This window comes from Streptomyces sp. NPDC005799 (genome assembly GCF_040630525.1).
GTDB classification, from domain to species: Bacteria; Actinomycetota; Actinomycetes; order Streptomycetales; family Streptomycetaceae; genus Streptomyces; species Streptomyces griseorubiginosus_B.
Genome location: NZ_JBEXXQ010000011.1, coordinates 167990 through 182388, shown reverse-complemented (window position 1 = coordinate 182388; position 14399 = coordinate 167990). Strand labels below are relative to the sequence as shown.

The window sequence follows — 14399 nt, the reverse complement described above, 5'->3', positions numbered from 1 at the left end:
TCCGAACCGAGGCCGGTGCGGATGACGAAAAGCGCCCCGCCCGGTGACGGGGCGAGGCGCTGTGGTGTGCAGTTGGGGGCGCTGTCAGTAGGCGCGGACCTCGTACGTCGCCACCCGCACCGTCTCGTCGTCCAGGCACTGGCCCGACTCCAGGTCGAACCGCTGCTTGAGCAGGGGGGAGGCGACGAAGGGGCGGCCCTGGTGGGTGCCGGTCAGGCCGCGGGAGAGGACGGCCGCGCCGCCGAAGGGGTCGCGGTTGTCGATGGCGTACAGGTTGCCGCTGCGGTCTCGGAAGAGGGCGACCTGGCGGCCGTCCGGCAGGAGCGCGGCGACGCCGCGTCCGGGGACCAGCCGGGTCAGGTCGCAGACCGTGAACCAGTCGTCCGCGAGCTGGAGTTGGACCTTGAGGTCGGTGGTCTCGGGTGCCAGGGTCATCGCTGGGCGCTTCCTTCCAGGGGACGGTGGCCGATGGTGAGCAGCGGCAGGTCGGGCTTGATCTGGTCGCGCTCCGGGACGAAGCCGACGACCGGGTCGGGGGTGTCGGGGGCGTTGACGAAGGACACGAACCGGGCGAGCTTCTCGGGGTCGTTGATGGTCTCGGCCCACTCGTCGCGGTAGTGGGCGACATGGGCGGCCATGAGGGACTCCAGCTCCTCGCAGATGCCAAGGGAGTCCTCCACCACCACCTCGCGGACGTGGTCCAGGCCGCCGGGGATCCGCTCCAGCCAGGTCGAGGTGCGCTCCAGACGGTCGGCGGTGCGGATGTAGAACATCAGGAACCGGTCGATCAGACGCACCAGTTCGGCGTCCGAGAGGTCCTGCGCGAGCAGGTCCGCGTGGCGCGGGGTGGCGCCGCCGTTGCCGGCGACGTACAGGTTCCAGCCGTTGGCCGTGGCGATGACGCCGAAGTCCTTCGACTGGGCCTCGGCGCACTCACGGGCGCACCCGGAGACCGCCGACTTCAGCTTGTGCGGGGAGCGCAGGCCCCGGTAGCGCAGCTCCAGTTCGATCGCCATGCGGACCGAGTCCTGGACGCCGTACCGGCACCAGGTCTGCCCCACACAGGACTTCACCGTCCGCAGCGCCTTGCCGTACGCGTGCCCCGACTCGAAGCCGGCGTCCACCAACCGGGCCCAGATCAGCGGCAGTTGCTCGACGCGGGCGCCGAACATGTCGATCCGCTGGCCGCCGGTGATCTTCGTGTAGAGGCCGAAGTCGCGGGCGATCTCACCGATCACGATGAGGCCCTCGGGGGTGATCTCGCCGCCGGGGATGCGCGGCACGACCGAGTAGGAGCCGTTCTTCTGCAGGTTGGCCAGGAAGTGGTCGTTGGAGTCCTGCAGGGCCGCCTGCTCGCCGTCCAGCACATAGCCGCTCGCGCCGATCGTCGGGGCGAGGGAGGCGATGATCGAGCCGACGGCCGGCTTGCAGATCTCGCAGCCGTCACCGCCCCGGGCGCCGTCGCGGCCGTAGCGGTCGAGCAGGTCCTGGTAGCTGTTGATGCGCAGGGCGAGGACGATCTCGTACAGCTCCTCGCGGGTCTGGGCGAAGCAGCCGCACAGGCCCTTGTCGACCTCGACGCCGGACGCCTCCAGCTCGGCGTCGACCAGCTGGCCGAGCACCTTGACGCAACTGCCGCACGTCGTACCGGCCTTGGTGCACTTCTTCACCTCGGGCACCGTGGTGCACCGGTGGTCGGTGACCGCGCCCCGGATCGTGCCCTTGGTGACGTTGTTGCAGGAGCAGATGATCGCGTCGTCCGGCAGCGCCGTCGGGCCGAGCTGTACCGACTCGCCGGCGCCGGCTGGCAGCACCAGCGACTCCGGCTCGACCGGCGGCACGGAACCGGTGAACGCCTTCAGCGTGCCGTACGCCTCCGCGTCGCCGACCAGGATGCCGCCGAGCAGGGTGCCGTCGCGGCCGATGACCAGCTTCTTGTACAGGCCGGCGCGGGAGTCGGAGTACACGACGTCCAGGCAGTCGTCCGTGGTGCCGTGCGCGTCGCCGAAGGAGGCGACGTCCACGCCGAGCAGCTTCAGCTTCGTCGAGAGGTCGGCGCCGGTGAAGGACGCCTCGTCCTCGGCGATGGTCGCGGCCGCGGTCTCCGCCTGCTCATAACCGGGGGCGACCAGGCCGTAGACCCGCCCATCGGAGGCCAGCGCGCACTCGCCGATCGCGAAGACATGGGGGTCGCAGACGGTACGGCAGTGGTCGTCGACCGCGATGCCGCCGCGCTCGCCGACGGTGAGGCCGCAGTCCCGGGCCAGCTGGTCTCGGGGCCGGACACCGGCGCTGAACACCACCATGTCCGTGGCGAGTTCGGAACCGTCGGACAGCTTCATGCCGGTGACCGCGCCGTCCTCGCCGACCACGATCTCCTGCGTGCCGACGCCCGTGTGGACGCTCAGGCCCATCTTCTCGATGGTCCGCAGCAGGGCCGCGCCGCCGCCCTCGTCCACCTGCACGGGCATCAGCCGCGGCGCGAACTCCACGATGTGGGAGGTGAGTCCGAGGCCCTTGAGCGCGCCCGCCGCCTCGAGCCCCAGCAGACCGCCGCCGACCACCGCGCCGACCGACGCCCGCGACTTCGCGTACTCCTCGATCGCGAGCAGGTCCTCGATCGTGCGGTAGACGAAGCAGCCCTCGGCGTCCTTGTTCGGGACCGGCGGCACGAACGGGTAGGAGCCGGTGGCGAGGACGAGGGTGTCGTACTCGAAGACCTGCCCGGAGCGCGCGGTGACCTTCCGCGCCTCGCGGTCGATGATCTCCGCGGGGTCGCCGAGGTACAGCTCGATGCCGTGCGTGTCGATGAACTCCCTGTCCGTCATGGACAGTTCCTCGGGCGTCCGGCCCGAGAAGTACGAGGTGAGGGCGACGCGGTCGTACGCGGGACGCGGCTCCTCGCACAGCACGACCACGCGGTGCGTGGCGGTCAGGCCGCGCCCGGCGAGCGCTTCGAGGAAGCGCTGGCCGACCATGCCATGGCCGACGAGCACGATCGTGGGGGTGCCGGTGGTCATCAGGAGCCTCCATCGTTGGTGAGCAGGTGGAGCAGGGGGCCGTCGTCGGGGAGCGGCTCCGCTCCCTCCCAGGCGCGGGCGAGCGCGCCGACGGTGCCGAGTTCGCCGACGAGGACCCCGCCGACCAGGCGGTCGTCGCGGACGACGACCTTGCGGTAGGTGCCGCGGGTGGCGTCCGCGAGCTGGACGACGTCGTCCCCGGGACGCGGCTCCGTCTCGCCGAACGCGGCGAGGTCGAAGAAGCCCTCACCGGCCAGGGTGAGCCTGGTCAGCGAACGGGTGCCGGTGTAGCGGGCGTTCGCGTCACCCGCCAGCGACTCGGCCAGGACCTCGGCCTGTTCGAGCGCCGGGGCGGCCAGCCCGTACACCGTGCCCGCGTGCTGGACGCAGTCGCCGATCGCCCGGATGTGCGGGTCGGAGGTGCGCAGTTCGTCGTCGACGAGGACGCCCTTGTGCACGGCGAGGCCCGCGTCCTGGGCCAGACCGACGCGCGGGTGCACCCCGCACGCGACGACCACGAGGTCGGCGTCGAGGGCGTACCCGTCGGCCATCTCGACCGAGCGGACCACCCCGCCGACGCAGCGCACGTCCCGCACTCGGCACTCGGTGTGGATCTCCACGCCGAGGTCCTGCAGGTGCCGCCGGACCAGCTTCGAGGCAGTCGGGTCGAGTTGATGCTCCATCAGGCGCTCGGCCTGCTGGGCGAGCACGACCTGCACGCCGCGCCGGGCGAGGGCCCGCGCCGCGGACACCCCGAGCAGCCCGCCGCCGATGACGACCGCGCGCACGCCCGGCCGTACCGCCTCGGACAGGCCCAGACAGTCGTCCATCGTGCGGAACGCGTGGACACCGGCGGGCAGTTCGTGGTTCTCGGTGAACAGGCCGCGCAGCGGCGGCAGTACCGGGTTGGAGCCGGTGGCCAGGACCAGCGTGTCGTATGCGATCTTCGAGCCGTCCGCGAGGTGTACGGCTCGCACCTCGCGGTCGATGCCCGTGACCCGGCCACGGACCAGCTCCGCGGGCGTGGGCAGCGCGATGACGTCGGGGCCGTACCGCCCGGCCAGCACCTCGGCGAGCAGCACCCGGTTGTACGGGCGGTGCTCCTCCTCGCCGATCAGGGTCACGGGCGTGCCGAGCTCACCGAGCCGCCGGGCGAGACGGACGCCCGCGAGGCCGGCGCCGATCACCACCACACGCGTATTCGAGGTCATGTCCAGGAGCGTGCGATGCCGGTGTTACCCGACCGCATCACGTCTGTTTCCCGTGAGGAACGCTGCCCTCTTCCGGCACGCGGCCGGGGTGTGAGGGTTCCGCGTACGCGCCGGGGGCGTGGTGTGAGGCCGGCAGGGGTGGGATCTGTACCGGCGATCCCGCGCCACCGGGAAAACAGCACGAGCTGACGCCGCCCCGAGGCTACGGTGACCGGATGGCGATTCAGGTGATCGTGCTCAACGGCGGCTCCAGCAGCGGCAAGTCCGGCATCGTGCGGTGTCTGCAGGCGGTCCTGCCCGAGCCGTGGCTGGCCTTCGCGATCGACACGTTCGTCGACTCGCTGCCGGCGTCCCTGCGGGCGTCGCTCGCCGGGATCGAGTTCGCCCCGGACGGCACGGTCAGCGTCGGACCGGAGTTCTCCAGACTCGAACTGGCCTGGATGGAGGGCGTCGCGGCCACGGCACGCGCGGGCGCCCGTGTCATCGTCGACGACGTCTTCCTCGGCGGCGCGGACTCCCAGAGCCGCTGGCGCAAGGCGCTGACCGGCCTGGACGTCCTCTGGGCCGGAGTCCGCTGCGCCCCCGCCGTCGCCGCGGGCCGCGAGATCGCGCGCGGCGACCGGCCCCCCGGGATGGCGGAGCAGCAGGCGGTCCTGGTGCACCGGGACGTCCACTACGACGTGGAGGTGGACACCACCCACACGGAGTCACTGGTGTGCGCCCGGACCATCGCTCAAGCGGTCACTCCGGCCACCGTCACCGGCTCCGGCTCCCCGTGAGGTGCGCGAACACGACCACGTTCCCCTGGTAACCGGTCGACCGCGAATACCCTCCGCCGCAGGTGATGATCCTCAACTCCGGCCGGTCGGCGGCGCCGTACACCTTCTCGTCGGGGAAGGCGGTCGCCTTGTAGACGGCGACCGCGTCGACGGTGAACACGGCGACACTGCCGTCGCGCCGATCGACCTCCACCGCGGCGCCCTTCCTCAGGGCACCGAGGTCGTAGAAGACCGCGGGTCCCTCGGAGTTGTCCACATGCCCGGCGACGATCGCCGTACCGGTCTCCCCGGGGGTGGTGCCGGCCTCGTACCAGCCGGCGAGGTTCTTCCGCGCGGCCGGCGGGACGTCGAGGCTGCCGGAGCGGGTGAGGCCGAGGCCCGTCAGGGGGGCGTTCACGCGGATCGAGGGGATGCGGATGCGGTCGGGCGGGGAGGGCGGCAGCGCGGGCGCCGACCGTGCGCCGCCGCGGCCCGAGTGCGCCTCGGCCGCCGTGGGCTGCGGCGGGGCGTGTGTCCCTGCGCCGCCGCTCAGCAGCCACGCCCCGGAGCAGAACGCGGCCACCGTCACGGCCGCTATCGCGGTGTTGCCCAACCTGCGCATTCGAGCCTCCTGGAGGGACCCGGTCCCCCTCCGGGCCGCGAGGGGCGTCGGACCCGGAGGGGGAGGGACATGCGGTACCGGCGGACGGACAGCGGAGGGTGTCCGTCAGATCCCGTCGCCTCTCGCCCGGCGATGCAGGAGCCAGGTACCGCCCGCGGCGGCGACGGCGAGGGCCGCCACGCCGGCCGCGGTCTGCACGGGGTCGGGGCCCATCACGCCGCCGACCCCCGTCTTCACACTTCCGCGGGGCTGCACCTGGCCGCGCGGCGCGCTCAGCGTCACCACCAGGTCGCCCGAGACCTGCCGTCCGCCCTCGGCGCACTCCGCGACGATCTCGTACGTCCCCTGCTGCGCGCTCTCGGGCACCCGGAACTGCCCGATCGCCTCGCCCTCGTGGGCACTCGGCGCCAGCGTGAAGGCACCGGCGCCCACCGCGCTGGCGTCCCCGGCCGCCGTGCCCTCGTTCCCGCAGGCCGAGGTGTTCACACTGACCTCCGCGCCCGGCACGACGGACGACGGGTACACCTCCAGACTGCCGCCGCCGTCGTCGCCGTACGCGGGCGCCGCGACGAACCCCGCGGCGACGACGGCGAGGGCGGTACCGGTCAGCAGACGGGCGGTACGTCGCATCGATGCTCCTCCGGGCGTCTTCGATGTCCCCTGCCCTTCCGAGGAAAGGCCCACCAAGCCGACCGCGCTTCCTGAGGAACCGTCAGAACTGCGGCGAACGGGTGTCGACCGTCTCCCGCCCCACCCCGATCAACCTGCGTTTCGGCAGGTCACAGGCTTGGGGCGGGCCGGAGGAGAAGAGAACCCGAAGGACGCACCCGGAGCGTGTGAACGGGTGACTGGCTCGGGTGTCCGGAGGATCCCGCAGCGCACGTCCGGGCAGGACCGGGCCACCGGTGGTGGCGTCAGTTCCCACGGACGGCGCTCCGGTGGCGGTGTCAGTTCACGTTGACGGCGCTCCACGCCGCCGCCACCGCGTCGTACTCCGTGCTGCCCGCTCCGTACAGGTCCTTCGCCGCGTTCAGGGTGGCCGTCCGGGCGCCCGCGTAGTTCGTCGACGACGTCATGTAGACCGTCAGGGCCCGGTACCAGATCGCGCCCAGCTTGGCGCGGCCGATGCCGGTGACCGAGGAGCCGTTGTACGTGGGGGAGTTGTAGCTGACGCCGTTGATGGTCTTCGGGCCGCTGCCCTCGGCCAGCAGATAGGCGAAGTGGTTCGCGACGCCCGAGGAGTAGTGGACGTCGAGGTTCCCGACCGAGGAACTCCAGTAGTCGGCGGAGGCGCCGTCCCGCGACGGCTTGTCCATGTAGCGCAGGGCCGCACGGCCGAAGCCGGATCGGACGATCTTCTCACCGATCAGGTAATCCCCGGGATCGGAAGGGTTGTTGGCGTACCACTCGACGAGGGTGCCCAGGATGTCGGACGTCGCCTCGTTCAACCCGCCGGACTCGCCCGAGTACGTCAGCGCAGCCGTCTTCGACGTGACGCCGTGGGTCATCTCGTGTCCGGCCACGTCCAGCGACACCAGCGGCCCGAAGGTCGTACCGTCACCGTCGCCGTACGTCATGCAGAAGCAACTGTCGTCCCAGAACGCGTTGTTGTACGCGTTCCCGTAGTGCACGCGGTTGTACGACCCCTTCCCGTCGCCCGCGATGCCGTTGCGCCCGAAGGTGTTCTTGTAGAAGTCCCAGGTGACGTCGGTGCCGTACTGCGCGTCGACGGCGGCGGAGGCCCGGTCGGCCGTCGCCCCCGTGCCCCAGTGGTTGTCGGCGTCCGTGAACACCGTCGAAGGAGCCCGGCTGACGCAGATGCTGGTCAGGAAGCACAGGTCGGTCTTGTTCGCCGCGTCACCGGTGTACGTGTTCCCGCGCGTCGGATCCTTCAGCTGGTACGTCGACCCCGAGACCGTCGTCTCCAGCGGAACCGTGCCGCTGTAAAGGGACTTGCCGTCCCCCGTCGCCGTCTCGATGTCGTCCCAGGCGTCGATCTGCCGCCCGGAGACGGCGTCCGTGATCACGGTGCGGGCGACCGGGTTGCCGAGCGTGTCCTTGGCCGTGACGTTCGTGCGCCACGCCAGCTTCGGCGCGCCGTGCAGGGCGTCGACCACCAACTGGGGGCTCGCCGTCAGCTTCTTCAGGGTCTCGCCCAGGTTCACGGCGCGCAGCGCGTTCGCCGCGATGTCGGCGGCCTTCGGGGCCGATATGGAGGGGGTGATCGAGGCGAGGGATATCCGCTTCCCCGTCGCCCGGTTCGCGCCCCGGTACGCGCCGTCGGGCGCCAGGTGGACCACGAAGTCGCCGCCCAGCACCGGGAGCTGACGGTACGTACGGTCGTAACGGACGTGCTGCGTACCGTCCTTGTCGACGATCACGTCCCGCACCGACGTGCCCTCGGCGGAGGTCAGACCGAGACTCGCGGCGTGCGCCAGCAGGGCCGACGCCGCGTTCTCGATGGCGCCGGCTCTGCTCGGCCGGTCGGCCGCGACGGCGGCGGGGGAGAGTGCGGACGCCAGCAGGGTGGCGGCGGTGGCCGCCACGCCGGCGGCGGCGAGACGACGGGAACCTCGGACGTGCGGCCGTATCCGGCTCATCGGTCTCCTCGGGGAGGCGCATGCGAATGCGTGGGGGGAAGCGCGGGCGTTGACCAAGATTTAAGGGGCCATGACAGCCAGAGGTAAAGAGCGCGAACGAGGAGGTGTGTGTGGAGAGAGAATCGTTTTTGTGAGCCTCCACCTCCCCTTCTTCGTCTACGGCACCCTCCGCCCCGGCGAGGTCAACCACGACCTCTTCCTGCGCGGCCGCACCCGGCACGAGGCCCCGGCGCGGCTGAACGGCTCGGTCCTGTACGACGGCCCCGGCTATCCGTACGCCGTGGAGGAACCCGGCGGCACGGTGTACGGGGAGCTGGTGACCGCGCTGCCGGAGCGTTACGAGGAGCTGCTTGTCGCCCTCGACCGGCTGGAGGAGTACGCGCCGGGCGATCCCGCCAGCCTCTACGAGCGGCTCGAGCGCGAGGTCACCCGCGAGACCGACGGGAGGTCCGTGCGGGCCTGGGTGTACCTCGCCGCCCCCGCCGTGGCCGCCCGCCTCCGCGCCCGGGGCGAGCTCATCGAGAGCGGCGACTGGCGGGTCAGGACCTGACGGCCTCCAGGCGCACCGCGCACGTCTTGAACTCGGGCATCCGCGAAGTGGGGTCCAGCGCCGGGTTGGTGAGGGTGTTGGCGCGGCCCTCGCCCGGCCAGTGGAAGGGCATGAAGACGGTGTCGGGCCGGATGGCGGTGGTGATACGGGCCGGCGCCACCGCCCGCCCGCGCCGCGAGACCACGGCCACCGGATCGCCCTCCGCCGCCCCTAGCCGCGCCGCCAGCCGCGGGTGCAGCTCCACGAAGGGGCCCGGCGCCGCCGCGTTCAGCTCCTCGACGCGTCGGGTCTGGGCGCCGGACTGGTACTGGGCGACCACCCGCCCGGTCGTCAGCAGGACCGGGTACTCGGCGTCCGGCTCCTCCGCGGAAGCGCGGTGCGAGACGGCCACGAACCTCGCCCGCCCGTCCGGCGTGGCGAAACGGTCCAGGAAGAGGCGGGGCGTGCCGGGATGCACGGCCCCGCCCGCCACGCCCTGCGGCTCCCCGGCATGCACGGCGCCGTCCGCCACGCCCTGCGGCTCCCTGGGATGCCCGGCGCCATCGCCCACCGGGGCGTTCAGCGACGCTCCGTCCGTAACCGGCTTCGCGCCTTGCGGCTCCGCGTCCGTGAGGGGCGCGCCCTGCGGCTCCCCGTCCGTCACCGGCGCGTCCGGCATCTTCCCGTCCGTCACCGGCGCGTCCGGCACCTCCCCGGCCGTGAGGGGCGCGCCCTGCGGCTCCCCGGCCGTCACCGGTGCGTCCCGTATCTCCCCGTCCGCCGGGCAGGGCCAGAACACCCCGTTCTCCTCGGCGAGTCGGCGGTAGGTGATGCCGGAGTAGTCCGCGAGCCCACCCGCGCTCGCCCGCCGCAACTCCTCGAAGACCTCTTCGGGATCGGTCGGGAAACCCTTCTCCACGCCGAGCCGGTCGGCCAGTTCGTGCAGCACCTCGAGGTCGCTGCGGACGCCGGCGGGAGGGGTGATCGCGCGTCGCCGCAGCAGTACCCGGCCCTCCAGGCTGGTGGTCGTGCCGGTCTCCTCGGCCCACTGGGTCACGGGGAGGACGACATCGGCCTGAGCTGCGGTTTCGGACAGTACTATGTCACATACCACCAACAGGTCCAGCGACCTCAGCCGCTCCTCCACATGCCCCGCCCGTGGCGCCGACACCACCGGGTTCGACCCCATCAACAGCAACGCCCGGACATCGGTGCCGAGCGCGTCCAGCAACTCGTAGGCGCTGCGCCCCGGCCCCGGAAGCGCGTCCGGGTCCACGCCCCAGACCTCGGCCACATGCCGCCGCGCCGCCGGGTCGTCCAGCTTGCGGTACCCGGGCAACTGGTCGGCCTTCTGGCCGTGTTCACGTCCGCCCTGCCCGTTGCCCTGCCCGGTCAGACAGCCGTAACCGCTGAGCGGCCGTCCCGCCCGCCCGGTCGCCAGGCACAGGTTGATCCACGCACCCACCGTGTCCGTGCCCTTGGACTGCTGCTCGGGCCCGCGCGCGGTGAGCACCATCGCGGCCTCCGGCTCGCAGAACATCCGCACCGCTTCCCGGAGCTGGGGCACGGGCACGCCCGTGATCCGCTCCACGTACTCCGGCCAGTGCGCCATCGCCGCGGCCCGCGCGTCCTCCCAGCCGACGGTCCGCCGCTCGACGTACTCCTCGTCCACCCGACCCTCGGCGACGACGAGGTGCAACAGCCCCAGCGCCAGGGCGAGATCGGTACCGGGCCGCGGCGCCAGATGCAGATCGGCCTGCTCGGCCGTCCTGGTCCGCCGCGGGTCGACGACGATCAACGTGCCGCCGTTCTCCTTCAGTTCGGTGAAGAACCGCAGCGACGGCGGCATGGTCTCGGCGAGGTTCGACCCGACCAGGATCACGCAGCCGGTCTTCGGGATGTCCTCCAGCGGAAAGGGCAGGCCCCGGTCCAGACCGAACGCCCTGGTCCCGGCCGCCGCGGCCGAGGACATGCAGAAGCGCCCGTTGTAGTCGATCTGCGAGGTGCCGAGCACGACCCGCGCGAACTTCCCGAGCGTGTACGCCTTTTCGTTGGTCAGCCCGCCCCCGCCGAACACCCCGACCGCGTCCGGCCCGTGCTCCGTACGCGTGCGGCGCAGTCCCTCGGCGATCCGGTCCAGTGCCTCGTCCCAGGTGGCGGGCACCAGCGTGCCCTCGGAGCGCACCAACGGGGAGGTCAGGCGGACGCTCGCCGCCAGCACGGCCGGCGCGGTACGGCCCTTGCCGCACAGCGCGCCCCGGTTCACCGGGAAGTCCGTGCGCTCACCCACCTCGACCGTGCCGTCCGGTGCGGGCGTCAGGTTCATCCCGCACTGCAGGGCGCAGTAGGGGCAGTGGGTGGGTGTCACGGAGTTCTGCATACCGGCCAGCGTGCTTCGGCCGTGTTACGTGCGGCGCGGCCCCTTGTTACACGGGCGGGACGGTGACCTCCCCCCGCCGGGCCGAGCGGCGTGAGCCCCCGGTCACCGGGCGCTCGCCAGCGCCTTCGCGACCCCGGTCTCCTTGTGCCCGAGAAACTGGGGATCGGGATGGAACACGGCGTCCAGTGCCGCCTTGCCGGCCGCGAAGATCTCCCGGGTGCCGCCGTAGTACCAGGTCACGTCGTGCTTGTCCTGGACCCCGATGCCGTACGACGTCACACCCGCCGCCCGGCACAGCGCGACCGCGCGCCGGATGTGGAAGCCCTGGCTGATCAGCACCGCCCGGTCGACACCGAAGATCTTCTTCGCGCGGACGCAGGAGTCCCAGGTGTCGAAACCGGCGTAGTCGCTGACGATCCGCGAGGCGGGGACACCGTGCTTGGTCAGATAGGTGCGCATGGCGTCGGGCTCGTCGTAGTCCTTGCGGCTGTTGTCGCCGGTGACGAGGACGACCTCGACACGGCCCTCCCGGTACAGCTCGGCCGCCGCGTCGAGACGGTGGGCGAGATAGGGGGAGGGCTCGCCGTCCCACAGGCCCGCGCCGAAGACGACGGCGACCTGGGTGCGCGGCGCGTCCGCGAGCGTCCGCAGCCGGTCGCCCGTCGTGACGTACATCCAGGTGGCCGGCAGCAGGGCGAGCACGCTCACCGCCATCACGGCCTGCACGAGCCGCCGCTGTCCCCCGCGGGTGCGGGGCAGACGCGGTCTGCGCAGCTTGGGTCGGCGCATCGGACGGTCCCCTCTTCGGCCTGTTTTCGACAGTCAGAGACGTCCTGTCGGGCCGTCCGGTTCGGCGGATGATACGTGACCAGGTTCACTCCGGCCGATGAAACCGCAGGTCACCTCACCTCACAGACCCCGGACACCCCACGGTGAAGCGACGGAAAACCGCCGTCATTCCCGCGCAACGGGACGGCAACCTGCCACCGCGAGGATCGGCCCATGACGGACACTACGGCGGACCTCATGAGCCAGATCGGCAGCCGGCTCGCCAGCCAGCTCAGCCTCGTCTCTCTCAACGGCAGACGGCGTCCCGGCCCGCCCGCGCTCGTCGTCGTGGCCCACGGCAGCCGCAACCCGCGCGCCCTGAGCACGGTCCGCGCGCTCCTGGACAAGGTCCGCGACCAACGCCCCGGTCTGTCCGTGCATCTGGGCCACATCGAACTGAACGCCCCGCTGCTCCCCGACACCCTGGCCGGCCTCGGCACGGCGGAGGCCGTCCTCGTGCCCCTGCTGCTCAGCCGCGGCTACCACGTCAAGCGGGACATCCCGGAGATGGCGGCCTCCTCCGCAGTACGCGCACGCGTGGCCGACGCGCTGGGCCCCCACCCCCTTCTCGTGGACGCCCTGTACGCCCGCCTGGTCGAGGCGGGCTGGCGCACCCGCATGGACGAGGAGACGCGCCGCACCAGCGCGGTCGTCCTCGCCGCGGCGGGCTCCCGAGACCCCGAGTCCAAGGTCGACACCACCCGCACGGCCCAGCTGCTCGCCGAACGCCTGGGCGTCCCCGTGGTCCCGGCCTACGCCACGACCGCGGCCCCGACGGTCCCGGACGCGATCCGGTCCCTGACGGCGAGTGGCCGACACCGCGTGGCCGTGGCGTCCTACTTCACAGCCCCGGGCCGCTTCGCCACGGAGTGCGCGGAAGCGGCCCCGTGGATCGCCTCGGCCCCCCTGGGCACCCACCCGGCAATGGCACAACTGCTCCTCCACCGTTACGACCAAGCACTCGCGACGCCGGCGAGGACAGCTGCCTGAAGGAGCGCGGGGGCGTGTCGATCCGCGTACGCGCATTGTCAGTCCATGCCCGTACTGTCGAGACATGCCGTACGACCTGTCCTCAACCGAGCGTTGGGCCCCAGAACCCGACAAACGCCCCGGCCGCACCGCCTTCCAACGCGACCGCGCCCGCGTACTCCATTCAGCCTCACTCCGAAGGCTCGCCGGTAAGACCCAGGTCGTCACGCCAGGCGAGCGCAGCGCCACCGTCTGGGACGCCAGCCCCCGCACCCGCCTCACCCACTCCCTGGAGTGCGCCCAGGTCGGCCGCGAGCTGGGCGCGGCCCTCGGCTGCGACCCCGACCTCGTGGAAGCCGCCTGCCTCTCCCACGACCTCGGCCACCCTCCCTTCGGCCACAACGGCGAACACGCGCTGAACGAGTTCGCCGAGGACTGCGGCGGCTTCGAGGGCAACGCCCAGTCCCTCAGGCTCCTCACCCGCATCGAACCCAAGCGGTTCACCCCGGAGGGTTCCGTCGGCCTCAACCTCACCCGCGCCACCCTGGACGCCGCCACCAAGTACCCCTGGCCCAGAGGCGCCCACCCGACCGACCCGGCCTCTCCCAAGTTCGGCGTGTACGAGGACGACAGACCCGTCTTCGACTGGATCCGCAAGGACGCCCCCGCCACCCGCACCACCTTCGAGGCCCAGGTGATGGACTGGTCGGACGACGTGGCGTACTCGGTGCACGACGTCGAGGACGGCCTGCACGCCGGCCACATCGACCCGGGCTGCCTGCACGCGGAACCGGAACGCCAGGCGGTCTTCGAGGTCGCCGTCGGCCGGTACGTCCCCGCCGGCACCGACCCGGCGGAGCTGTCCGCCGCCCTGGACCGCCTCCAGGACCAGGACTGGTGGCCGCACGGCTACGACGGCTCGGCGGTCGCGCAGGCCCGCCTCAAGGACGCCACCAGCCAGCTCATCGGCCGCTTCTGCCTGGCCGCCGAGTCGGCCACGCGCGCCGCGTACGGCACGGGCCGCCTCACCCGGTACGACGCCGAGCTGGTCGTACCGCACGAGACGCGGCTGGAGTGCGCGGTGCTCAAGGCCGTCGCCGACCGGTACGTCATGCAGCGCGCCGAGCAGGAGCGGCTGCGGGCCGACCAGCGGATCGTGGTGGCCGAACTGGCGCAGGCGCTCACTGCGCGTGCACCCGAGGGTCTCGACCCGCAGTTCCGGGCGCTGTTCGACCAGGCAGGGGACGACCGGACGCGCAAGCGGGTGATCGTGGACCAGATCGCCTCGCTGACGGACGCGTCCGCCCGGTCGCTTCACGCTCGTCTGACGGGGAAGGCGAGAGACTGACGCGACACGAGTGACCCCGATTGCGCCCGAACGTGACCCTCCGTGGCCTGATCGGGCCACTCCCTCTTCCCCCATCACACTCCGTGCGGGACGCTCGCATGTGGCGGCACCCGCCGTGTTCTCCGAGGGGACAC

Annotated in this window: 12 protein-coding genes; 4 read left to right on the top strand and 8 right to left on the bottom strand. The window is 72.0% G+C overall.

Going from position 1 to position 14399, the window contains the following annotated elements; genetic code table 11:
* Positions 1–84: 84 nt before the first annotated feature.
* From nirD to ABZ453_RS13745, 3 genes are read right to left on the bottom strand one after another with little or no spacing between them, the layout of a single operon-like run.
* Positions 85–435: a nitrite reductase small subunit NirD gene (nirD, locus tag ABZ453_RS13755; protein WP_359014729.1), complete on the bottom strand. Its 351-nt coding sequence runs from the start codon at positions 433–435 to the stop codon at positions 85–87.
* Positions 432–3020, bottom strand: a complete 2589-nt coding sequence (nirB, locus tag ABZ453_RS13750) for a nitrite reductase large subunit NirB (protein ID WP_359014727.1) — start codon at positions 3018–3020, stop codon at positions 432–434. Before nirB ends, nirD begins: the two co-directional genes overlap by 4 nt.
* Entirely contained in the window at positions 3020–4231 is a 1212-nt protein-coding gene (locus ABZ453_RS13745; RefSeq protein ID WP_359014725.1) for an FAD-dependent oxidoreductase, read from the bottom strand. The genes nirB and ABZ453_RS13745 overlap by 1 nt, the downstream gene beginning before the upstream one ends.
* 215 nt (positions 4232–4446) lie before the next feature.
* Between ABZ453_RS13745 and cpt the strand changes: the two genes are divergently transcribed.
* Entirely contained in the window at positions 4447–5010 is a 564-nt protein-coding gene (cpt, locus tag ABZ453_RS13740) for a chloramphenicol phosphotransferase CPT (RefSeq protein WP_359014723.1), read from the top strand.
* Here cpt and ABZ453_RS13735 read toward each other — a convergent pair.
* From ABZ453_RS13735 to ABZ453_RS13725, 3 genes are all read right to left on the bottom strand, one after another.
* Positions 4988–5611, bottom strand: coding sequence for a class F sortase (locus ABZ453_RS13735; protein ID WP_359014721.1), 624 nt, complete (start codon positions 5609–5611; stop codon positions 4988–4990). The genes cpt and ABZ453_RS13735 overlap by 23 nt on opposite strands.
* Before the next feature lie 105 nt (positions 5612–5716).
* On the bottom strand, positions 5717–6241 hold the full coding sequence (locus ABZ453_RS13730; RefSeq protein ID WP_359014719.1) for a hypothetical protein: 525 nt from the start codon (positions 6239–6241) through the stop codon (positions 5717–5719).
* Positions 6242–6558: 317 nt separating this feature from the next.
* Positions 6559–8211: a M4 family metallopeptidase gene (locus tag ABZ453_RS13725; protein WP_359014717.1), complete on the bottom strand. Its 1653-nt coding sequence runs from the start codon at positions 8209–8211 to the stop codon at positions 6559–6561.
* A 130-nt stretch (positions 8212–8341) separates the two neighbouring features.
* On the opposite strand from ABZ453_RS13725, the gene ABZ453_RS13720 reads away from it, so the two are divergent.
* Complete coding sequence (locus ABZ453_RS13720) at positions 8342–8761, top strand: gamma-glutamylcyclotransferase family protein (RefSeq protein ID WP_356768584.1); 420 nt, start codon at positions 8342–8344, stop codon at positions 8759–8761.
* Here ABZ453_RS13720 and ABZ453_RS13715 read toward each other — a convergent pair.
* Entirely contained in the window at positions 8751–11120 is a 2370-nt protein-coding gene (locus ABZ453_RS13715; RefSeq protein ID WP_359014714.1) for a molybdopterin oxidoreductase family protein, read from the bottom strand. The two genes, ABZ453_RS13720 and ABZ453_RS13715, sit on opposite strands and share 11 nt — an antisense overlap.
* Before the next feature lie 102 nt (positions 11121–11222).
* Positions 11223–11909 (bottom strand): ElyC/SanA/YdcF family protein, encoded by a 687-nt coding sequence (locus tag ABZ453_RS13710; protein ID WP_359014712.1) that lies wholly within the window; start codon positions 11907–11909, stop codon positions 11223–11225.
* Between the two features lie 213 nt (positions 11910–12122).
* On the opposite strand from ABZ453_RS13710, the gene ABZ453_RS13705 reads away from it, so the two are divergent.
* Together ABZ453_RS13705 and ABZ453_RS13700 are read left to right on the top strand one after the other, a co-directional pair.
* Positions 12123–12938, top strand: coding sequence for a sirohydrochlorin chelatase (locus tag ABZ453_RS13705; protein WP_359014710.1), 816 nt, complete (start codon positions 12123–12125; stop codon positions 12936–12938).
* Positions 12939–13002: 64 nt separating this feature from the next.
* Positions 13003–14265 carry a deoxyguanosinetriphosphate triphosphohydrolase gene (locus ABZ453_RS13700; protein ID WP_359014708.1) on the top strand — a complete coding sequence of 421 codons (1263 nt, stop codon included), beginning with the start codon at positions 13003–13005 and terminating at the stop codon, positions 14263–14265.
* Positions 14266–14399: the final 134 nt, after the last annotated feature.